This is a genomic window from Chryseobacterium sp. AG363, assembly GCF_003610675.1.
Taxonomy (GTDB): Bacteria; Bacteroidota; Bacteroidia; order Flavobacteriales; family Weeksellaceae; genus Chryseobacterium; species Chryseobacterium cucumeris.
The window spans coordinates 166651-186586 of record NZ_RAQF01000004.1 but is presented as its reverse complement, the minus strand read 5'-3'; the positions used below and the strand labels follow the sequence as shown (position 1 = coordinate 186586).

Annotated in this window: 18 protein-coding genes; 14 read left to right on the top strand and 4 right to left on the bottom strand. The window is 36.0% G+C overall.

From position 1 onward, the window contains the following. Nucleotides 1–41: 41 nt before the first annotated feature. The 10 genes from DEU39_RS17120 (at nt 42) to pyk (ending at nt 7957) form a co-directional block, all read left to right on the top strand. Nucleotides 42–689 (top strand): hypothetical protein, encoded by a 648-nt coding sequence (locus tag DEU39_RS17120; protein ID WP_120232753.1) that lies wholly within the window; start codon nt 42–44, stop codon nt 687–689. A gap of 157 nt (nt 690–846) precedes the next feature. Continuing rightward, nucleotides 847–1140, top strand: a complete 294-nt coding sequence (locus DEU39_RS17115; RefSeq protein WP_120232752.1) for a hypothetical protein — start codon at nt 847–849, stop codon at nt 1138–1140. Between the two features lie 161 nt (nt 1141–1301). After that, nucleotides 1302–2684 carry a restriction endonuclease gene (locus tag DEU39_RS17110; RefSeq protein WP_120232751.1) on the top strand — a complete coding sequence of 461 codons (1383 nt, stop codon included), beginning with the start codon at nt 1302–1304 and terminating at the stop codon, nt 2682–2684. Between the two features lie 22 nt (nt 2685–2706). After that, entirely contained in the window at nt 2707–2958 is a 252-nt protein-coding gene (locus tag DEU39_RS17105; protein WP_120232750.1) for a hypothetical protein, read from the top strand. Nucleotides 2959–2968: 10 nt separating this feature from the next. Next, the gene (locus DEU39_RS17100) at nt 2969–3259 is read left to right on the top strand and encodes a hypothetical protein (protein WP_120232749.1); all 291 of its coding nucleotides are present in this window, start codon (nt 2969–2971) and stop codon (nt 3257–3259) included. A gap of 515 nt (nt 3260–3774) precedes the next feature. Next, the gene (locus tag DEU39_RS17095; protein WP_002976354.1) at nt 3775–4014 is read left to right on the top strand and encodes an acyl carrier protein; all 240 of its coding nucleotides are present in this window, start codon (nt 3775–3777) and stop codon (nt 4012–4014) included. Nucleotides 4015–4049: 35 nt separating this feature from the next. Then, the gene (fabF, locus tag DEU39_RS17090) at nt 4050–5294 is read left to right on the top strand and encodes a beta-ketoacyl-ACP synthase II (RefSeq protein WP_062675800.1); all 1245 of its coding nucleotides are present in this window, start codon (nt 4050–4052) and stop codon (nt 5292–5294) included. A 9-nt stretch (nt 5295–5303) separates the two neighbouring features. Further along, the gene (rnc, locus tag DEU39_RS17085; protein ID WP_062675799.1) at nt 5304–6068 is read left to right on the top strand and encodes a ribonuclease III; all 765 of its coding nucleotides are present in this window, start codon (nt 5304–5306) and stop codon (nt 6066–6068) included. After that, entirely contained in the window at nt 6046–6519 is a 474-nt protein-coding gene (locus tag DEU39_RS17080) for an IPExxxVDY family protein (protein WP_120232748.1), read from the top strand. Before rnc ends, DEU39_RS17080 begins: the two co-directional genes overlap by 23 nt. Then, nucleotides 6512–7957 carry a pyruvate kinase gene (gene pyk, locus DEU39_RS17075; protein ID WP_062675798.1) on the top strand — a complete coding sequence of 482 codons (1446 nt, stop codon included), beginning with the start codon at nt 6512–6514 and terminating at the stop codon, nt 7955–7957. The genes DEU39_RS17080 and pyk overlap by 8 nt, the downstream gene beginning before the upstream one ends. A 226-nt stretch (nt 7958–8183) precedes the next feature. On the opposite strand, the gene DEU39_RS17065 is transcribed toward pyk, so the two are convergent. The 3 genes from DEU39_RS17065 to hutI form a co-directional block, all read right to left on the bottom strand. Further along, the gene (locus DEU39_RS17065; protein ID WP_120232746.1) at nt 8184–9476 is read right to left on the bottom strand and encodes an aldehyde dehydrogenase family protein; all 1293 of its coding nucleotides are present in this window, start codon (nt 9474–9476) and stop codon (nt 8184–8186) included. A gap of 138 nt (nt 9477–9614) precedes the next feature. Continuing rightward, nucleotides 9615–10535 carry a formimidoylglutamase gene (hutG, locus tag DEU39_RS17060; RefSeq protein ID WP_062675796.1) on the bottom strand — a complete coding sequence of 307 codons (921 nt, stop codon included), beginning with the start codon at nt 10533–10535 and terminating at the stop codon, nt 9615–9617. A 73-nt stretch (nt 10536–10608) separates the two neighbouring features. Next, nucleotides 10609–11832: an imidazolonepropionase gene (hutI, locus tag DEU39_RS17055; RefSeq protein WP_062675918.1), complete on the bottom strand. Its 1224-nt coding sequence runs from the start codon at nt 11830–11832 to the stop codon at nt 10609–10611. A 259-nt stretch (nt 11833–12091) separates the two neighbouring features. Between hutI and ruvB the strand changes: the two genes are divergently transcribed. Genes ruvB through coaE form a run of 4 tightly spaced genes read left to right on the top strand, consistent with a single transcriptional unit; the run spans nt 12092 to nt 15286 of the window. Further along, nucleotides 12092–13114 (top strand): Holliday junction branch migration DNA helicase RuvB, encoded by a 1023-nt coding sequence (ruvB, locus tag DEU39_RS17050; protein WP_062675795.1) that lies wholly within the window; start codon nt 12092–12094, stop codon nt 13112–13114. A gap of 42 nt (nt 13115–13156) precedes the next feature. Beyond that, nucleotides 13157–13768 (top strand): FMN-binding negative transcriptional regulator, encoded by a 612-nt coding sequence (locus DEU39_RS17045; protein WP_120232745.1) that lies wholly within the window; start codon nt 13157–13159, stop codon nt 13766–13768. A 13-nt stretch (nt 13769–13781) separates the two neighbouring features. Then, nucleotides 13782–14648, top strand: a complete 867-nt coding sequence (locus DEU39_RS17040; RefSeq protein WP_062675793.1) for an MBL fold metallo-hydrolase — start codon at nt 13782–13784, stop codon at nt 14646–14648. Between the two features lie 8 nt (nt 14649–14656). After that, nucleotides 14657–15286: a dephospho-CoA kinase gene (gene coaE / locus DEU39_RS17035; RefSeq protein ID WP_062675792.1), complete on the top strand. Its 630-nt coding sequence runs from the start codon at nt 14657–14659 to the stop codon at nt 15284–15286. Nucleotides 15287–15424: 138 nt separating this feature from the next. Here coaE and DEU39_RS17030 read toward each other — a convergent pair whose 3' ends face one another. Beyond that, the gene (locus DEU39_RS17030; protein WP_120232744.1) at nt 15425–19852 is read right to left on the bottom strand and encodes a GEVED domain-containing protein; all 4428 of its coding nucleotides are present in this window, start codon (nt 19850–19852) and stop codon (nt 15425–15427) included. Nucleotides 19853–19936 lie beyond the last annotated feature (84 nt).

Below are 19936 nucleotides of genomic sequence, written 5' to 3'. Positions count from 1 at the left end.
AATCTATTAATGAAACTAAATAACGAAAAACATTTCCAAGCATGAACTGGCAAATTCTGATTTCGACTGTGGTACCAATTTTAATTACCTTAATTTTATTCTATTTAATAAAAAATTATTTTCCTGCGTATTTTACAGAAAAAGGGAAAAATGTCGCAACAAAAGAAGACATAGAAGAAATCACTGAAAAAATCAAAACTGTAGAATCTAAAATAAATATACAAACAAGCGGTAAGATTGATTATAATTCACTTAAAAGAAAAGTTATTTTAGATTACTTTGGCGTTTATAATCATTGGGAAAGACTAGTTGCCCTCAGCGAGGCTAATTATGAAAATGACTGTGATATTAAAAATGCTCTAATTATTGAAAAACTATACGAGGCAAAATTTAATTACAATCTAAAAGAAGGTGAAATTGAGGTGTTTATTTCTGAAGATAGCTTTTATAATGCAAGAAAAGATTTAACAATAACTCTATTAAAACTTCAGCAAGAATTTGAGATTCACCTTATGTTAATAACAAAAATAATAAAAACAGTCTCCGATCCTATATTAAGAAAACAACAAAGAGACAATGAGTTAACAAGATATAACACTTTATTAATACATAAATTGAAAGAAATCAGAACTTTTAGGAATGTATTAATTCTATATCTAGAAAAAACTTTACAAGAGTCATTCAATTAAATATTCCGTAAAACATAGTCTGCTAATATCTAAACATTAATCTTTATATTGAAAACAACATCTAATTTTCAACACCTTCGCATGAAATTGCTTACAGAATAGTATTTGTTTTAGTCTCCGAAAATTTGATATTTATAAATAAAAGGAACATCAACACATGGATTTAAACGAATTTAAAACTCAAATAAAAAATAAAATATTCCAATCTACAAATGGTTTTTATTATCAATTTATTCCTGAAAATACTTTAAGATTAAAAGATAATCCACACAACGCTGTCCATTATGAAATTAAAGAACAAAATGGAAAATTTGTTCTTTATCACAATTATTTGCTAGGGACTGAACCAATAGTTATGGAAATAACTGATAATAAACTCAATAGACTAGAATTAACTATGACAAAGATTTTTTCTGGTGACTTCATTGGAACTTGGATAGAACAGCATTAAATAAAAAGGAATAAAACAATAAATCCTTTTTTCTATTGAATTTGTTGAAATTAATAAATTAGTAAGAAATAATTATCAAATATCATTATGGAAAACCATAATGATAAATTAAATCTTCTTTTTAACTTCATCTAAAAGTATTTAAATAACCATAAAATCAAATGAAAAGAATACCACTTGAAAACTACAATTTTAAAATACAAGCTGACACTGATATACAAAATTCATTGAATTACTTTATGTCATTCATTATAGAAAAAGATTGGATAAAGAGAAGATCAGACATAGAAAAAATGATCTCTTATGAATTTAGTTCAGAGGTTCCCTTTTCTAAACCGCTAACCGAAGGAACCTTATTGGCAATTAAAAATGATGTTATTGGATGGTATTTGTATTTAGTTGATGTTTATATCAATGAACCTCACAAATACGAATATTATCAAGGTGCTCGAATCATTCCCATATTTAAGCGAATTGGAATAGATATAAATCTTTTTAAGAATATAGCAGGTATTGAAAAAAGAATCAAAGAACTGATACGAAAAAGAAAATCTGAAGCTGATGCCTTACTATTTGAATTATTAGTTGCTTTATTATGGACAAAAAATGGTTATAATGTATCCTTTTTAGAGGAAAAAAAGGATAGCAAAACACCGGATTTAGTAGCAACCAAAGGGTCAGAAACTTGGCATATTGAATGTAAAAGACAGTCTAAAACAGCTGACTACACCTATAGGGAAACAGCAAAGAGACAACGAATGCTTAACTATATAGGAAAAGAATTATTAAAAAAAAATTTACTTTTAGATGTTGTTTTTCACGTAGAACTTGAAAACTTACCGGATACGTATCTTAAAAATATTCTTAATTTAGAAAAAGGAAAGGTTTTTTCTGGACAAAAGATATCAAATAATGAAGTGACAATATCATTCTCTTCCGTTAACATTTCAGATATTAACGATCACCTACGACTCAACTCCGTAAAATACCCCTCCCCTATGTTGAATAAATTAATTGGAAGGAAAAGTGTTGATCATAAATCTTTTTCATGTGCTATTTTAGGGGATTTCTTTAGAGTTGGCGAAGGGGAAGTAAATAATCTTTATGTAAATAAAATATCACATGCATTTGGTGTTTTTTGGAAATGTGATGCAAAAGAAGCAATCTTTGCAAAAGCAAGAGATATTAAAAACCAAATATTCTCTGCAATCGAACAATTTAGTGGTGAGGAGTATGATGATAGATCAGTCATACACGTAGGAATGGAAACATATGACGGACCAGAAGTTGAAAGTCAAAGATTTGAGAAGATTCAGAATACAGCTCAAAGTATAGATACAAATAATTTAAATTTAAGTTGGATATTCTGTCATTTTTTTCAGTCTTATTCGGTACCAGAAGAAGATTGGGTAATTGATGAAACAGTACGTTCATTAACACCTCTCAGAAATACTTATCCACCAATTCAAAATTTGATGTTAGTCATTCCAGATGATGAGAGCCATGAAGATAGTAAACCACACTGGGAAAAACCACTACCATAGTTCCAAATCAATATTTAATAAAATGAAGGTAACAGACAAGTTTCAAGATACCAGCAATCACTCTATAGAATGGGGAAACGCTACTTTTAATATAAACCAAATCTCAATTAGAAATAGATACGATAATATTCAAACTGGAAAATTTAACAAAGCTGGATCTGGAGAGATCCCCTGGAATGATTTTAAACTTATGATAAAACAAAGCATTCTAAAAAAGAAATTAACAAATTCTGAATTGGCAGAAATTTTAAAAGATATAGCAAACGTAATCTAAATATTTATATATGAAAAACATTATTGGAGAAATTCGTGAAACAAAAAGAGATCTAAACGAAATTCAAATAAAAACAGCTGAAGACAGCATTAAAGAGGTTTTGCAACTAAAAACAGTAAAAATAACCAAGACCAATAAAGAAGTTTATCTTGTAAGTACAGATGATGATAAAATTATTGACTTTAACATCAATCAAAATGGAAAGGTTGAAAGCTTAATTAAATACATAACATTAGACGATGATTGGAAAGAAGACAAATATGGAGCAACATTAACCTACTCGGAGATAAAGATTAAATAATCCTAAGTCAACTATTGTGGTAGCAATTGTGGTAGCAAATTTTAAACACCATATCTAAACTACTATGAATAGAGGAAAGTTTTATATCCTCCAACTCCACTAAAACCACTGATTATTCAGTGGTTTTTTACTTTAAAACAAGCTTATTTCAAACTTCAACAATAAAACTAACTGTTATATATATGTATGATGACTTTATAAAAAAATTGTTGAGATTGATAAACCCAATTTGAAATCGTTTTTTATTGTAACGCGTATTTTTTTGACCTGCTATTCATCAATCAAACCTAACAATAATGAAGTTCAAAAGAATTATCTTCCATTTCTCTCTCAGTCATTCCATGATTGATTTTATATTCCCTGAACACTATAAATATAACCTCCTGAAAACGAAAAGACTAAAGCAAAACAATCTAAAATGAAAGCTTCCGGTCCACAAAAAAGACTAAAAAAATGTTTTATCGTAAAGAATTTTATATATTTGCACCATCTAACAATTAAAAAAATAATTTACTATGTCAGACATTGCATCAAGAGTAAAAGCTATCATCGCTGATAAGCTTGACGTTGAAGAAACAGAAGTAACTCCTGAAGCTAGCTTCACTAACGATTTAGGAGCTGATTCACTAGATACAGTTGAGTTAATCATGGAATTCGAAAAAGAATTTAACATTCAGATCCCTGATGACCAAGCTGAAAAAATTACTACTGTAGGACACGCTATCGCTTACATCGAAGAAGTAGTAAATAAATAATATTCTTCAACAAAAAAAGAAATTAAACAAAGTTTATGGAATTAAAAAGAGTAGTTGTAACCGGATTTGGAGCAATAACACCAATAGGAAATAATGCAAAAGAATACTGGGAAAATCTTGTGAAAGGTGAGAGCGGTGCCGCTCCGATTACTCTTTTTGATGCCACAAACTTTAAAACAAAGTTCGCTTGCGAGGTAAAAAATTTCGATCCGTTACAGCATTTCGATAAGAAAGAGGCTAAAAAAATGGATAGAAATACTCAATTGGGACTTGTTGCTGCAAGAGAAGCAGTAGCGCATTCCGGCATTATTGAAGACAATGTAGATAAAAACAGAGTTGGTGTAATCTGGGGTTCCGGAATCGGAGGATTAGAGACTTTTGAAACTGAAGTGTTAGGATGGGCCAATACGGAAATTCCGAGATTTAACCCTTTCTTTATCCCAAAAATGATTGCGGATATCACTCCAGGACATATCTCAATTGAATACGGTTTCCACGGACCAAACTATACAACTGTATCTGCATGTGCATCTTCAGCAAATGCTATAATTGATTCCAAAATGCTGATCCAGTTAGGAAAAGCAGACGTGATTGTGTGCGGAGGCTCTGAAGCAGCCGTTACAGCAAGTGGTGTCGGTGGATTCAACGCAATGATGGCACTTTCTACAAGAAATGACGATCCTACAACAGCTTCAAGACCTTTTGACAAAGACAGAGATGGATTTGTGCTAGGTGAAGGAGCAGGATGTATTGTTCTTGAAGAATATGAGCACGCCGTAAAACGTGGTGCTACAATTTATGCAGAATTACTGGGAGGTGGTTTAAGTGCTGATGCACATCACATGACTGCTCCACATCCTGAAGGCCTTGGCGCTTATCTGGTAATGAAAAACTGTTTGGAAGATGCAGGCTTAACTGCTGATGAAGTAGATCATATCAACATGCATGGTACATCTACTCCATTAGGAGACATCGCAGAATCCAATGCAATTTCGAAATTATTAGGCGAGCATGCTTATGACATTCAGATTAATTCTACAAAATCAATGACTGGCCACCTTTTAGGTGCTGCAGGTGTTATTGAAGCTATCGCTGCATTGGGAACTATTATTCATGGTACTGTTCCTCCAACCATCAACCATTTTACTGATGATGAAAATATTGACAGCAGACTCAACTTTACGTTCAATACTGCTGTTAAGAAAGATGTAAAAGTAGCCATGAGCAATACTTTTGGATTTGGCGGGCATAATGCTTGCGTTCTATTTAAGAAAATCTAAATTCAATGAATGGAGTTACAGAAATACTTTTCTAAATTCCTTCTCAAAAAAAGAAAAAGACAATTAACGGAGAGAGAATATTTTCTCAGTACCGAGCTTAGAAAAGTTTTGGGTACAGAGGTACAGAATATCGCTCTTTACCGTGAAGCTTTTTCTTTGAAAAATTCTTCTAAAAATCAAGACAGCAATTACGAAAGACTTGAATTTTTGGGAGATTCTGTTTTGGGTACAATTATTTCTTGTCATTTGTTCCAGACTTACCCTCAGGCTAATGAGGGATATCTGACACAAATGAAATCTAAGATTGTTAATAGGAAAAACCTCAATAAATTAGGAGAAGATCTCAAGCTTACCAGCCTTTTGCAAAAGCAAAACAGCTCATCAGCTTTAGGAGAAAATATCTCTGGAAATTTGTTTGAAGCCTTAATCGGTGCCGTTTATTTAGACTTCCATTATGATACCTGTAAAAGGATTATTTTGGAAAAATTGCTGACCCCTTCCGAGATCAATAAGCTTGAAAACAAAATTGTAAGTTATAAAGGTCTCCTGCTCGAATGGAGTCAGAAGAAGAAGGTCAATATAAAGTACGAAACCTGCGAAGAAATACAGGCTAATAAATCTATCGTATTTAGATGCCATGTATGGCTGGGAGATGAAAAAATTGCTAATGCAACAGAGACTTCCAAAAAGAAAGCAGAGGAAAAAGCAGCACAGAGAGCATTTTATATTTTAAACAAAAAAGAAAATATACTTGGAAATTCAAAAACTTTATGATCTTGATGATATAGAATTTGAAGATATTGCCATAGGATTGGTAAGATTAGCCAAAGATATACCTGCTCACGAGTTTTTCTACAAAATAAATCAAATCAACAACCTGAGTTTTTCAAGAAAGAAAGATCTTGTCTTTCATGGAGGTTATTATGATTATTTTTTTCCAAGATTTGAAGCCTACCACAAGTATACGAAGACTTGTTTTACCTTCATTTCCAATAAATCTTCTGAAAGTAAGCAAAAAAAAATTCAGACAGAACTCTTTACAGAAGAAGAAAACATTAAATTTTTATTAAATAATCAGGTAGATGTGGAATATATTCTGCATAGTTCGGAACAGTTTCCTGATTTTTCCGTAATTTTGCTCCCTGAAAATCTTGTATTTCCAATTCAAGATTATACATTGAGTTCTGATGAGGAACTTTATCAAATTATCCAGTATTATGAATAAGTATTTAAAGAAGACAAAAATTATCGCAACACTAGGGCCTGCTTCATCGTCGAAGGAGGTAATGTTAGATTTAATGAAAGCGGGTGTTGATATTTTCAGAATAAATTTTTCCCATGCAGATTACGACTTAGTTCGAAAAAATATTGAAATAATTAGAGAGCTAAACAATGAGTATGGTTATTCTGTAGGAATCCTTGGAGACCTTCAGGGGCCTAAACTGAGAGTGGGAGTTGTAAAGGAGGGATCTTACCTGAACCCAGGTGATATTCTTACCTTCACTAATGAAAAGATGGAGGGAGATTCCACAAAGGTATACATGACGTACCAACAGTTTCCACAAGACGTAAAAGTAGGTGAAAGAATCCTTATTGATGATGGGAAACTAATGCTGGAGGTTATCGAAACCAATGAAAAAGATACTGTAAAAGCAAAAACTATTCAGGGAGGTCCGTTAAGTTCTAAAAAAGGAGTTAATCTACCTAATACAAATGTTTCTCTTCCTGCCTTGACAGAAAAAGATGTTCAGGATGCTAATTTCATGCTTGACATGGAGGTAGACTGGATTGCTCTTTCTTTTGTACGTCACGCACAGGACATTATTGACCTGAAAGAATTAATTGCAAACCACCCGAACGGTAAATTCAAGACTCCTATTATTGCGAAGATTGAAAAACCTGAAGGCGTTAAAAATATTGATGAAATCCTTCTTGAATGCGACGGATTAATGGTTGCACGTGGAGACCTTGGGGTAGAAGTTCCTATGGAGGAAGTTCCTGCGATCCAGAAAAACCTGGTAGAAAAAGCAAGATTCTATTCCAAGCCGGTAATTATTGCTACTCAGATGATGGAAACCATGATCAACAGTTTAACACCAACAAGAGCGGAAGTAAATGACGTTGCCAATTCTGTATTGGACGGTGCTGATGCGGTAATGCTTTCCGGAGAAACTTCTGTAGGTAGATATCCGGTACAGGTTGTGGAAAACATGGCTAAAATTGTAAAAAATATCGAAACTACTCATTTCTACCAACACAAAAATGAGCCTATCGAGAAAGATTATAACTGTATTGATGAAAGATTCATTACCAACAGGGTTTGTCTTGCAGCAGTAAGAATTGCTAAAACAACCAATGTTTCTGCTATTGTAACCCTTACTCATTCAGGATATACAGCCTTCCAGCTTGCAGCACACAGACCCAACTCACACATCATCGTATATAGTGGTAACAGAAGAGTAATTACGATGCTGAACCTTCTTTGGGGTGTACATGCCTATTACTATGATATGAAAAAGTCTACTGACGAAACGATCATCCAGGTCAATATGCTAACGCACAACTATGGTTATATTGAAACCGGAGACTTCGTAATCAACATCAATGCTACTCCATCATATGAAGGTGGAAAAACGAATACATTGAGACTTACTACAGTATAAGCAATAAGCAATAAGCAATAAGCAATAAGCAATAAGCAATAAGCAATAAGCAATAAGCAATAAGCAATAAGCAAAATTACTTTTTGTCAAAGCATAAAAAAACTCCTGGAAATGAATTTCCGGGAGTTTTTTTTCTATGTGTGATAATTTGTCATTCTGAACGAAACGTATTGAAGTGAAAAACCTCTGAGATTCCTCGATTCCCAAGAATGACATTATACCTGATTTAGTTACCTACAATCGTCTTAGCGGTCACAAATTCTTTTAAAGCTAATAAAGATAGTTCTGTTCCATATCCTGAAGCTTTTGATCCTCCAAATGGAAAACGTGGATCAGAACTTGTCATACGGTTGATATTGACTGTTCCAGATTCAAGGTTTTCAATGAAAAATAACTGGCGGTCTTTATTCTTAGTCCATACAGAATTGGAAAGTCCGAAAGGAATATCATTGGCCATCTGTAAAGCTTCTTCATCATTTTTTGCAATCATCACCATACCAAGAGGACCAAAAAGTTCTTCTTTTAAAATAGGATTTCCTTCCTGAACTCTGATTAAACCAGGATTAAATTCATTTTCAGAAACTCTTTCCAAAGGAATAATAATTTCTGCACCGTTTTCCAATGCCCTGTTGAACTGAGCTTCCAATTCATCGGCAAGATCGGGTCTTGCCATTCCTGCCAGTTTGGTTTCTTTATCTAAAGGATCTCCAATCTCATATTTCTTATATTCTTCAATGAATATTGGTAAAAACGCATCTTCAATCTTTTCATCAATGATAAATCTTTTTGCTGCAGTACAGGTTTGTCCACAATTTTGAAGTCTGGATTTTGCTCCTGCTTTTGCTGCTTCCTCCAGATCCGCATCTTCGAAAATAATGAAAGCATCACTTCCGCCTAATTCAAGTAAAGATTTTTTAATATTTAAACCGGCAATTGAAGCTACTTCTCCTCCGGCTTTTCCGCTGCCTGTCAAGCTTACTCCTTTTACAGTATCATGTTCAAGGATTTCTTTTACAGCTTTATGTCCTACTTCAAGATTCTGAAAAATACCTTCAGGAAAACCTGCTTCCAGAAGTACTTCTTCAATGGCATTTCCACTTCCGAAACAAATTGAAGCATGCTTCAAAACGATTGTATTCCCAGCTAAAATCGCAGGAGTAGCAAATCTCAGCACCTGCCAGAAAGGAAAATTCCAAGGCATTACACCTAAGATTACCCCTTTCGGAGCATAATGAACTTCAGAATAAGAAAATTCTGATTCAACTTTTTCTGGTTTTAATATATTTTCAGCAGTGGCATAATAATTCATCATTAAAGCACACTTCTCCACTTCAGCAATAGATTCTGAAATGGGTTTATTCATTTCTGTAGTAATTATTTTCCCAAATTTCTCCGAATTATTCTTTAAAATTTCCGCTGCTTTTGCAATTAACTTCTGCCTTTCCTCAAACGGCACTTTTCTCCACACTGAAAACGCTTTATCTGCTTTAATAAGCTTGCTTTCAATTAATTGTTCCATAATATAAATTTCTGTTTTAAATTCAGCTAATGAATTTATGAGCGCTTTTATTTTAAAAGCACGGTGAAATCAGCAAATTCCATTCCTTAAGGGTTAATAAAATAATGATTTTCTCTATCGGAAGAATATAACTTTATCTTACATCATTAGCCATTCATTTACAAGACATGCTGCCAGTCTTGCTGTTCTGTCCTGGATATCGAAAGAAGGGTTAACTTCTGCCACATCCAGCGCCACCAATTTTTTATTTTTTAAGATATGCCTGTAAAAATGCATAAATGCAGCATCTGCAAAGATACCATTATAAGCAGCAGCCGAAACACCGGGAGCGATTGATGCATTAAAAACGTCCATACAAATGGTTAGATAGGCATAATCTACATTGTCCAGCAATTCATCAATACGCTGATAGATGGAGGTAAGGTTTTCAAAAAATAATTCGTCTGCCAGGATATATTTCATCCCATACTGATGGGCCGTATCAAAAAGTTTCAACGTATTGGAGTTTCTCTGAATTCCAATATGCAGAGAATTGATGGGACCTTCCTGAGCAATCTGCCAGAATCCGGTTCCTGAGCTTGGTCCTACTCCATTTTCTGGTTGTCGGTTATCGAAATGGGCATCAATATTAATAATTCCAATTTTTTGTTCCGGGAAGGCTGTTTTAACGCCTAAATAATGAGCATAGGTAACTTCATGTCCTCCGCCCAAAACAAGGGATTTTCCTCCTTTTAGAAGGACTTTTGAGACATTTTTAGCAAGATTATTCTGAGCGTTTTCCAGATTACCGTCTTCACAGGTAAGATTTCCAAAGTCCAGCAGAGAAAAATCCGGAAGAATTACCGGAAAATTAGACATATTTTTCCTTATCACATCAGGAGCATCTTTCGCTCCCTGACGGCCTTTATTTCTCCTTACTCCTTCATCCACAGCAAAACCATGCAATGCAAAATCTCCTGCAGCAATATTGTCGTAATTACGTTCTTCTTTAACTCTTTGAAATAATCTGTGATAGAGAAGTTCTTCTCCGTCCAATCTGCCTTGCCAAATAGTACTCATTATTCAGTCATTTGCCTATTGTCTGTTCTTCAATCGATTATGATTGAAGAACAAATATTGTTAATTTATAATTTTATATCAGATTTCCATCAATATAAACCTGTTCTGCTTTCAGGCTTCCCTGGTTATACAGTACATTCTGGAAATTGTTGGTTTTGAAAGTGACAAAATCTGCCTTTTTCCCTACTTCCAGTTGTCCTCTGTCTTCAAGATTCAATGCATAAGCAGCACGGAAGGTCATCCCGGCCAAAACTTCAGCTGTAGTAAGCTTTTGGAAGGTGGCTAAAATAGAAGCCTGGGTAATTAAATTTCCCATTGGGGCAGATCCCGGATTCCAGTCACTAGCAATAGCTACAATAGCTCCTGCATCTAATAATTTTCTTGCCGGGGTAAATTTCTCACCCAATCCTAAACTCGCTCCCGGAAGGGCTGTTGCCACCGTATCAGATTCTGCCAGAAACTGAATATCTTCATCTATTGTTGCTTCCAGATGGTCTGCAGACTTCGCTCCTACTTCTACGGCAATTCTTGAACTTCCAGGGGTAAACTGATCTGCGTGAACCGTAATTTCAAAACCTAATTCTTTTGCTTTAAGCAAGAATTCTTTACTTTCTTCCGGCTGAAAAGCAGACTTTTCAATAAAGATATCTACTCTATTCGCTAAGCTTTCTTCTTTTACTTTTGGCAAAATTTCGGTGATGATATATTGCAGATATTCGGGATTGCTTCCGTCAAAATCTCTTGGTTTTAAGTGGGCTGAAAGACACGTTGGAACTAAAGTGGCTTTGGTTACATTCTGTGCTTTTTTAATAATTCTAAGCATCTTCAACTCGTTTTCCACATCCAGACCGTATCCACTTTTCACTTCAATGGTCGTAATTCCCAGATCAATCAAAAAGTTGATTCTTTCTCCTAAAGTTTTTAACAATTCTTCTTCTGAAGCATTTCTTGTATGCTGTACGGAACTCCAGATTCCACCACCGCTTTCCGCAATCTCCAGATAGGTTTTTCCTGCATTACGCATGGCAAAGTCATTCGCACGGTTTCCTCCGAAACAAATGTGGGTATGTGAATCTACAAAAGCAGGAAGAACAATCTGTTCTCCTTCAATCTGTTCGATTTCTATGGTAGGATTTTCTGTTTTCAATGTTTCAAAATTTCCAACTTTCCTGATGGTATTCTGATCTACTACAATTCCTCCGTCTACAATAATTTCCAGCTGCTCATCAGAAATTTTTCCTCTTAAGGGTAAGTTGGCAAGCGTTACCACCTGTTTAAATGGGCCTATTAATTTCATTAGTTTAAAGTTAATGCGATGTTTAGATGTAAGCTGATCCATTTTATATCAAACTCAATTTTCCAAACATTCAAAATTTCATTAATTTTTATTAATAATTTCTTCTCTCAAAAATACTTAAAATATCCCAATTATTTAAATCTTAGCTGTTCTCATTTTCAACCCTGGCTTAAACCTCTCTATCAATCTCAACGTTTTCTCAATCTGCCCTTCAACCTTTGTCTAAATTTGCTATCTTTGAAGTAAATGAAATGAATTAATGCCAGATTTTTTACATCCAGATAAGGAAAACTACTCACGAGAGGAGCTGATGCAGGAAGAACAGATCCGTCCACAGAGCTTTAAAGATTTTGCGGGGCAGAGAAAGACGCTGGAGAACCTTGAGGTTTTTGTTACCGCTGCGAAAAGACGTGGAGGAGCATTGGATCATGTTTTATTACATGGTCCGCCGGGACTTGGTAAAACGACTTTAGCCAATATTATTGCTAATGAACTTGGGGTAAACTGCAAGGTTACTTCGGGCCCTGTATTGGATAAACCCGGAAGTTTAGCTGGTTTACTGACCAATCTGGAAGAAAATGATGTTCTTTTCATTGATGAGATTCACCGTCTTTCTCCTGTGGTAGAGGAATACCTGTATTCTGCAATGGAAGATTACAAGATTGACATTATGCTGGAAACAGGCCCCAATGCCAGAAGTGTACAGATAGGGCTAAATCCTTTTACTCTCGTAGGTGCTACGACAAGAAGTGGTATGCTTACAAAACCAATGCTTGCCCGATTTGGAATTCAAAGCAGGCTGGAATATTATTCTATTGAACTTCTGTCTATGATTATTCAGAGAAGTGCAAGGGTTTTAGGCGTAGTTATATATGAAGATGCAGCAATAGAAATTGCAAGAAGAAGCCGTGGAACGCCAAGGATTGCGAATGCATTATTAAGAAGAGTACGTGATTTCGCTGAGATCAAAGGGAATGGTGAAATTGAAATCAAGATTACAAAATATGCTTTGGACTCTTTAAATGTGGATGAATTTGGTCTGGATGAAATGGACAATAAAATCATGCGCGTCATGATTGAAAACTTTAAAGGAAAACCAGTTGGTATCTCAGCTCTTGCAACATCCATTGCTGAAAATCCGGAAACCCTGGAAGAAGTATATGAACCATTTTTGATTCAGGAAGGGTTTATTATCCGTACTCCGAGAGGGCGAGAAGTTACTGATAAAGCTTACAAACATTTAAACATTACAAGACCTAAAAACCCGGGAGAGTTATTTTAATTCAAAGTTTAAGGTTTAAGGTTAATGAGAATTGATTAGTTTATGTTTATACCTAAATTATACAGAAGTGAAGATTACGATTTGATGAGAGAGATTATCAAAGAAAATTCTTTTGCTTTACTGATTTCTTCTGTCGGTAAGATACGGGCTACTCATTCTATGATGATGCTTAATGAAGATGATCCTGAAAATGCCTATATTGAAACTCATATTTCAAGAGCTAATCCCCAGGCCAAAGCCTTACAAAATGGTGATGAAGTTCTTTGTGACTTCTTAGGGGCTCATACTTATATATCCAGCAGTTGGTATGATCATATCAATGTTTCCACCTGGAATTATGAGGCAGTACAGATTCACGGAAAAGTTGAAATAATGAATCATGATGAGCTATATGCTCATTTAGATAAATTAACGTCCAAATATGAAAGTTTTCAGCAATGTCCCATGATGGTAAAAGATATGGGAAAGGAATTTGTGGAAAAGGAAATGAAGGGTGCGTTTGGGATTAAAGTTATTCCAACCGAAATATTTATCAAGCAAAAACTTTCTCAGAACAGAAAAGAGGATGATTTTGACAACATCATTACCCAACTTGAGCAATCTGATGATAACGCGAGAAAAATTGCGGAGAAAATGAAATTAATAAAGAAATAATCAAAATATACATATGAAGTTATATCCAATACAATGTGGAAAATTTAAACTGGACGGCGGTGCTATGTTCGGAGTCGTCCCGAAGAGTCTGTGGGAAAAAACGAACCCGGCAGACGAAAAAAACCTGATTGAGCTGGGGACACGTTCTCTGCTTATTGAAGATGGAAAAAAACTGATCCTGGTAGACTGTGGTCTTGGTAACAAACAGGATGATAAATTCTTCGGTCACTACTCTCTTTGGGGAGATGATACTCTTGATAAGAATCTTAAAAAATATGGCTTTATAAAGGAGGACATTACGGATGTATTCCTTACTCACCTTCACTTCGATCACTGTGGTGGAGCGATAGAATGGAATGACGATAAAACCGGATACAGACCTGCCTTTAAAAATGCTAATTTCTGGACGAATGAAAATCACTGGCAATGGGCAACAGAACCCAATGCAAGAGAAAAAGCAAGTTTCCTGAAGGAAAACATTATGCCAATGCAGGAAAGCGGACAACTTAACTATCTGCCACTTCCTACTACCGGAAACTACGGTTTCGCTCCTGATCTTAAAATGGACGTTATCTTTGTAGACGGACATACAGAAAAACAAATGCTTCCGGTCATCCAGTATCAGGAAAAAACTGTTGTTTTTGCGGCTGACCTTATTCCTACAGCAGGACATATCAACCCGGTGTATGTGATGGGATATGACACCAGGCCTCTTTTAACAATGGAAGAGAAAGCAAAGTTCCTGAAGCAATGTGTAGACAATGAATATTTACTGTTCTTTGAACACGATGCTCATCATGAGCTGGCAAGTCTTAAAATGACCGAAAAAGGAGTGAGACTTGATGAGACGTTTAGCTTTAATGATGTTTTTGGATATTAATTTTAATCATGGAAGAATTACATTCAGAAACACAGCAGACAGAGCCGGAACCAGCACCCAAGATCATTGGTTTAACAGGAGGAATAGGTTCTGGAAAAACCACAGTAGCGCGCTTTATAGAGGAATTCGGCTTTCCGGTTTATTATTCCGATGACAGAGCTAAAGCCATTGTTAATGAGAGTGAAGACCTGAAAACAAAAATCAAGGAACTTCTTGGCAAAGAATCTTATGATGAAAATGGGTTATATGACAGAAAATTTGTGGCTGATCAGGTTTTTAATAACAGAGATCTGCTTCAGCAATTGAATGAGATCATCCACCCCGCTGTAAGAATTGATTTTGAAAACTGGGTTAAGAAACAAAGCAAATATTTAGTTTTTAAAGAAACAGCTTTATTGTTTGAACTGAAACTTAACAGACAATGTTATAAGTCTCTTCTGGTAACAGCCGAGGATAATATCAGGATTAAAAGAGTAATGGACAGGGATAACAAAACTTATCGTGAGGTAGAAGCTGTCATGGAAAAACAGATGCCTGAAAGGGATAAAATAAAAATGGCAGATTGTATTATCTATAACAATACCAATCTCGAAGAATTAAAAGAACAAACTGAAAAAGTAGTTTTCAGTATCGAATAAATAAAAACTCGTTAGAAGCTTTTCTAACGAGTTTTTTTCTGCAAAAAAATAATTTCTGAGACATTATTCCAATGAGATAATTTAATAAAAAATAAGCCTCCAAAAATGGAGGCTTATTCTATGTGAAATTTAAATGACTTATTCTTTGATAAATTTCTTTTGGGTAGTATTACCGTTATCGTCGATATCAATTACATAAACACCGTTAATCAATCTGCTTACATTGATCTGGTTGTTTAGTAAGATACCGTCAGCAATTACCTGCCCAGCAGCATTGTAGATTTTGTATTTAGCTCTCTTGCTAACATTTTTCACAAACAATACTGAGCTTACCGGGTTAGGATAAATCATAACACTTGTCTGATCAATTGGATTAGCAACAGTCGGTTTAGAGATTCTTACCGTGTAATCCTCTACTTCTCCGTTTTTGAAGTCAGTACAGTTCACAGGGATACCGTCTCTAGACATCGCTACTCTCATCACTACATACTTATAATCTGTCATACTTACAAAAGCATCTGCAGGTACATTGAATTTACCTGAAACAGGGCTGTTTGAATTAGGTGAAGAAGTAAATACTCTTTCGTTGATGTCAAACTCTCCGTTTCTGTTGAAGTCAATCCAAACTGCGATTCCTTCATTGTAAGTAGTTCCTGTCCATTTTTTCTCAATGATGATCTCATTGTCAGTTGATCCCTGGATCATCTCGATAAATGTTTTAGGAACTCCAGTATAATCTGTATAAGTAGAAGCTCCGGATTCATTCTCCATTGTTTTCTTACCTGTAGGCTTCACAGTAACTTTAGAGATATGCTCTCCTGTAGAGTTTTCACCTTTCATCTTACAGTAGATTACTGTAGGTGTTGTAAAGTAGTAAGGAGGAGTATAGTTTCCTGGCGTACCGTTACAGATATTCACTACCTGCATTTCATATTTTGTTAATTCTGTAAGACCTGTCAATACAAGGTTATTAACTAATGATGGTACTTCTGTCCAACTTGGAATACCTACTTTTCTATATCTAAGAACATACGTTGCTCCCGGGAACGGATCCCACTGAATTGCCGCTGATGTAGGAAGCAATTGAGTAATTGTCAATCCTGGAGGCGGAATTTGGCATATTCTTTCTGTAGTAAATACTTTAGGGTTAGAATATGGATTCAATGTTGTTTCACCATTACACTGGTTAGCAATCTGTACTTCATAAGTTGTATATGGCTCTAAAGGAGTTGCACTTCCCAATACATAAGTATTTGCAGGAGCTGCTGGTAAACTTATAGTTGCCCATGTAGTAGTACCTACTTTTCTCCATCTCATTGTATACGTAGAGCTTGCTGCAAGCGGAGCCCATGTAATCAATGCTGTTGTTGGAGTAATGTTACTTACTGTTACATTTGGAGGAGTAGGATCACATCTTGTAGTGAATGTCTTGATTGGTGTTGCTGTTCCAACGATATCTCCACAAATTGCTGCTACCTCTACTTCATAAGTAGTTGCTGGTGTCAGTCCGGTGATTACTAACGGAAGGTTACCCAATTGTGCTGAAGCATATACTTGCGTCCAAGCTGTTGTTCCCTGAGCTCTGTATCTCACCACATAGCTCACTCCTGCTCCCGTGATGGTAACAGTAGCTGTTGTATGTGTAGTTGTAAATGTTGGAGCGTTAGGAGTTGCATTACTACAAGGTCTGATTCTTACTCTATAATCTTCCACTTCCCCATCCACTGCATTCTGGCACATTACTGGAGCATTTGTACGTTTTAATACAACTCTCATTGTAGTTGTCAATGGTCCTGTGTAAGAATTTGAAGGAACAGCAAAAGTAGCCGTTACCGGAGTAGTTGTATTGGCTGGAGAAATTAAAATTCTCTCGGCATCTGTAAACTGTCCGTTTCTGTCAAAGTCGATCCATGCTGTTACAGCATCGTTACCTGTGGCACCTGTCCAACCTTTCGCTACAGAGATTTTATTATTCTGAGAATCTACATCTAAAGTTATAAGCGTCTCCGGAGTAGTATAGCTGGTATAATTGGTTTGTACCGAAGTATTATTCATTGGTGGCACTCCAAGGTTCGAAGAGGTAACTGTTACATTCGAAATATGGTCATTTGTACCGGTACCTGTCATTTGACAGTAAGTCAATGGAGGTGTTGTGAATGTTACTGTTGATGAATAAGATCCTGTAGAACCGTTACAAGTTGTAGAAACCTGAACATCATAATTAGTCTGCTCTGTAAGACCAGTAATTCCATAGAAGTTCTGACCAGCAGGAACTGTAGCAGTTTGCCAAACCCCACTTGGAGAAACTCTCCATCTGATATTATAAGTAGCCCCTGCAGTAGCAACCCATGACACTGTTGCAGTAGTTGCCCCAATATTATTTACTGTAATATTTGTTGGAGGAGCTGTTGAACAAGGCTGAGCATCTACAAATTTTACTGCATAATCTTCTACTTCTCCCTGAGTGAATGTTCCACATGGATTAGCATTATCAAAATATCTCATTACTACACGCATACGGGTAGGAAGATTTCCTGTATACACGTTACCACTTGCCACCGTAGGTACTGCAAAAGTAGCTGTTACCGGTGTAGTTGTATTATAGGTTGTATTAAGAATTCTCTCGCTGGTTTCAAATGTTCCGTTTCTGTTAAAGTCTACCCATGCTGAAACTGCATATGAAGAAGGAGAACCCGGCCAGTATTTGTTTACAGAAATTTTATTATTTGCAGAACCTCTTTCAAAGATTACTACTCTTGTAGCATCCGCTGTATAATCTTTGTAATTGTCAGATCCGGAATTACTCATCATAATAGGAGTATTCGTAGGAGTAACAGTTACATTATTAATATATCCGCTTGTTGCAGTATTACTTGTAGGACCTGCTGTACAATAAGTAAGAGCAGGTGTTGTAAAGGTAACGGTTGGTGAGAATGCCCCTGTAGTACCTCCACAAACAGTAGCAACCTGTACATCATATGCAGTCTGCTCCAATAATCCCGTAAGTAATTGGTTACTGATTAATGGTGTATTTACTGCAATCTGTTGCCATGCTCCTGAAGGAGACACTCTGTATCTTACTATATAAGTAGCTCCTGTAGTAGATGTCCAAGTAACATTCGCTGAAGAAGGAGTTACGTTATTAACCATAATATTAGATGGCGGGGCTGTAGAACATCCTGCCAAATCGATCAGTTTCACAGCATAATCTTCAGTTTCACCATAATAGTAAGTTCCACAAGCACTAATAGGGCTGTATTCATTTAATACAACGCGCATTTTTGTAGTCAGGTTTCCTGTATATACACCACCTCCATTGGGTACTGTAAATGTAGCGGTAACCGGAGTAGTTGTGTTACTTGGTGAAGTAAGCACTCTTTCAGTTGCTTCAAAAACACCATTACGGTTAAAGTCAATCCAAACTCCTGTTAAGAAGCTATACTGAGTACCTGGCCAAGCTTTTGAAACTGAAACGGTAGCTGTACCTCCTCTTACCAAAGTAACTACTCTTGTAGGATCCGTACTGTAATCTGTATATCCACTCTGACCAGAGTTGCTGTACATAGACGGAGCACCTTGTGCATTAACAGAAACCTGATTGATATATCCGTCAATATAGGTACTTGTAGCACCGGAAGTACAATATGTAAGAGCCGGAGTTGTAAAGTTGACACTGGAAGAGAATGCTCCCTGTGTCCCTCCGCAGACAGTGGCTACCTGAACTTCATACTGAGTCTGCTCAGTTAATCCGGTAATAATCTGGTTTGCGACCATAGGAGTTGTAACATTGATTGTTGTCCAGGCTCCCCCAGAAACAGGTCTGTATCTTACCACATAAGTGGCACCCGAGGAAAGGTACCATCCTACATTAGCAGAAGTTGTTGTCAGGTTTGAAACTGTAATGTTGGTAGGTGGCGCCGTTGAACAAGCTGGAAGCGGGTGGCTTTCCAACTGTATTCTCGGAATATCTGCAAGCCTGTCTTTTGCAGAAGGCGGTGATGCAGGATCTGGATTTGTAGAATCCTCATAATAGATGATCCCACGGTTCGCTCCAGCATTATATGATCCCCAAGCCGTTCCTGGAGAAGATGCATAATCGGGAGTTTTTTCATTGACAGCAACCACAAGATTGTCTGTTCCATTCCATAAAAATGGTGTAGACAATTGAAGAGTTACCCAGCTTCCATTCGTTAAGTTAGGTAAAACTCCGTCAAACACCTGAGTCATAGAACTTACCGGAACCCAGTTTGTATTGGATGTAAAGCTATTCTGGGTTGTGTTTCCCATATATACCACCCAATCCTTATAAACAGCCTGAGAGGCTGCAACGGTGGTAGAATAAAACTTTATAGCTGTGATATAGTTCGACGTACCAATGGCAGTCGTAAGTTCCGCAGCTGTATAAATCTGCTGGGAATAACTATACCCATAATAGGAACGTATGGGGAGATACACAGAGGTACCAGTTCCTGTCCCGATCTGTCCTGCCTGAGCCGAGACTTTGGATGCAAAGCCTGTACAAATCAAACAGAGAAACAGAATTAAAGAGGTAAAGAATTTCTTCATAATGTTTTCATTATAATATTAATCACACAAATCTAATCATTTTTTATTATTAATTTATAAGTGCATTTATGTTTTTTTTATAAA